The 1,706-nt window shown below is 44.5% G+C and carries 2 protein-coding genes; both read right to left on the bottom strand.

From position 1 onward, the window contains the following. Positions 1-152 precede the first annotated feature (152 nt). Entirely contained in the window at positions 153-716 is a 564-nt protein-coding gene (gene mreD, locus ACTIE0_RS24210) for a rod shape-determining protein MreD (protein ID WP_006622216.1), read from the bottom strand. A 69-nt stretch (positions 717-785) separates the two neighbouring features. Then, on the bottom strand, positions 786-1,580 hold the full coding sequence (mreC, locus tag ACTIE0_RS24205; RefSeq protein WP_008051723.1) for a rod shape-determining protein MreC: 795 nt from the start codon (positions 1,578-1,580) through the stop codon (positions 786-788). Positions 1,581-1,706: the final 126 nt, after the last annotated feature.

Here is a 1,706-nt window from a genome sequence, read left to right as displayed (position 1 = left end):
TTTATCCTCAACTCTTCTCGCTTATTAGACCCTATTGCCCTAAAATATTAACCTAATTTGAGATTAAATCATGCTCCAAATAGCTTTTATTGCGATCGAGAGGGGTTTGGTTTGAGTTGGGCAATTAGGACTTGCTGCATTGGGGATTAGCTTTAACGGTTTCTCAGAGATGGGATTTGATGATATTTTTGGTGGAATTTCCACCAACGACTGAGGGGAAAGTAGACTACAGGAGCCAATAAACTACTGAGTATGGCTGAACTGATGGCAATTTTTTGGCGATCGCTCCAAATGTCTGCCAAATCATTTGTAATGGTTCCTAAGCCCCATTGGCTAAATTGTAAGGCTCTGATCATCTCGACAATGATCGCCATGCCAAATACAATCATAGCCACGGAGATAAAATCTTCTTGGATATTCTTGAGCACCAATTTAGAAAGTACGAAGGTGATGACAGCAGCAATGACTAATGGAACCGCATGGCTTGGCTGTGGGGCGCTGATGCTATCACTTAGGAAACCCATAACTAAACCAGCAATAATAGCTTGTGGAAGCGATCGCCTGAGACTCCAAGCTACTAACCAGATGACCGGCCAATTAGGACCAATACCAAACATATCAACACCAGGGACTTCAACCAGCATCAATAAAATACAGGCGATCGCAGAACCCACATTAATCAGAGCATTGAGTAATTGGCCAGTTGTGATATACATTTAAATCTTAAAAATTGGATTATCCAAATCATTTGTATGGGGGGGTTCACCAATCATCTGAACTCGCCCCTACTCTGGGGGTGATGGGTTATTCAAGGCTGAAGACTGTTGCTCATTTTGGTAAACCACCACCCACTCTAAGGAATCAAGGGGAGCAAAAAATGCGATCGCCGCCTCTGGTCCTGTGGCTTTATTAATATCGACAGATACCACCTTACCCACTGGCCAACCCGGTGGTAAGATTTGGCTAAATACCGAAGTTGTCACCACATCTCCCGGTTGAACATCAGGAACAGTATTAAAAAACGCCAGAACTCCCTGATTGTTATTGAGACCCTGCAAATAACCCATCTGGCGACTGCGGGCCACCGCCACACCAATACGACTGGTAGGGTCAGTCACCAGCAGAACTTTACTGGTGTTGGGGGTGACACTAATAATGCGTCCCACTAAACCACCTGGTCCCATAACTAAGGCATTTTCTTTAATACCCGCTTGACTTCCCCGCCCCAAAGTTATCTGTTGCCACCAATGGTCAGGACTACGAGCAATCACCGGAGCCACCACACCTTTAAAATTAGGTCTAGTAGAAACATAGTCCACCAGTTCTCCTAACCTTTTGTTTTGCTGTTCCAATTCTTCAACTCTAGCTTCAAGTCCTTGGATAATAGGATTAAGGGACTCAGCTTGTTGTTGTTGTTCCAATCTTTGTTCAGATTGAAGTTGAAACGGGCGAGTTATCCAATAATAGACCTCAAACAGTGCTGCACCTTGGGTTTGTCTTACCCATAATGCTGTGAAAACTGCTAAACTCAGCAGTGCTAATTGTGAACCGTATCGATTCCACCAGGTGCGTGTACCCATCTATTCCTGCTGCTGCTCTATAAAACTTAAACAAAACCGGATATAGCCGGATATTGATGTTTATTTCTGGCTTCGTCCGGGACTGTCGGCAGCACCCCGTCCACAAGTGTAATCGTCGGAACCAGG

It is taken from the genome of Limnospira sp., assembly GCF_051859755.1.
GTDB lineage: Bacteria > Cyanobacteriota > Cyanobacteriia > Cyanobacteriales > Microcoleaceae > Limnospira > Limnospira fusiformis.
The sequence above is the reverse complement of the archived record's forward strand: the minus strand, read 5'-3'. Positions and strand labels throughout refer to the sequence as shown.

Coding starts and splice junctions, on each gene's coding strand:
- mreD (WP_006622216.1), bottom strand. CDS start 716: ATGTATATCACAACTGGCCAATTACTCAATGCTCTGATTAATGTGGGT.
- mreC (WP_008051723.1), bottom strand. CDS start 1,580: ATGGGTACACGCACCTGGTGGAATCGATACGGTTCACAATTAGCACTG.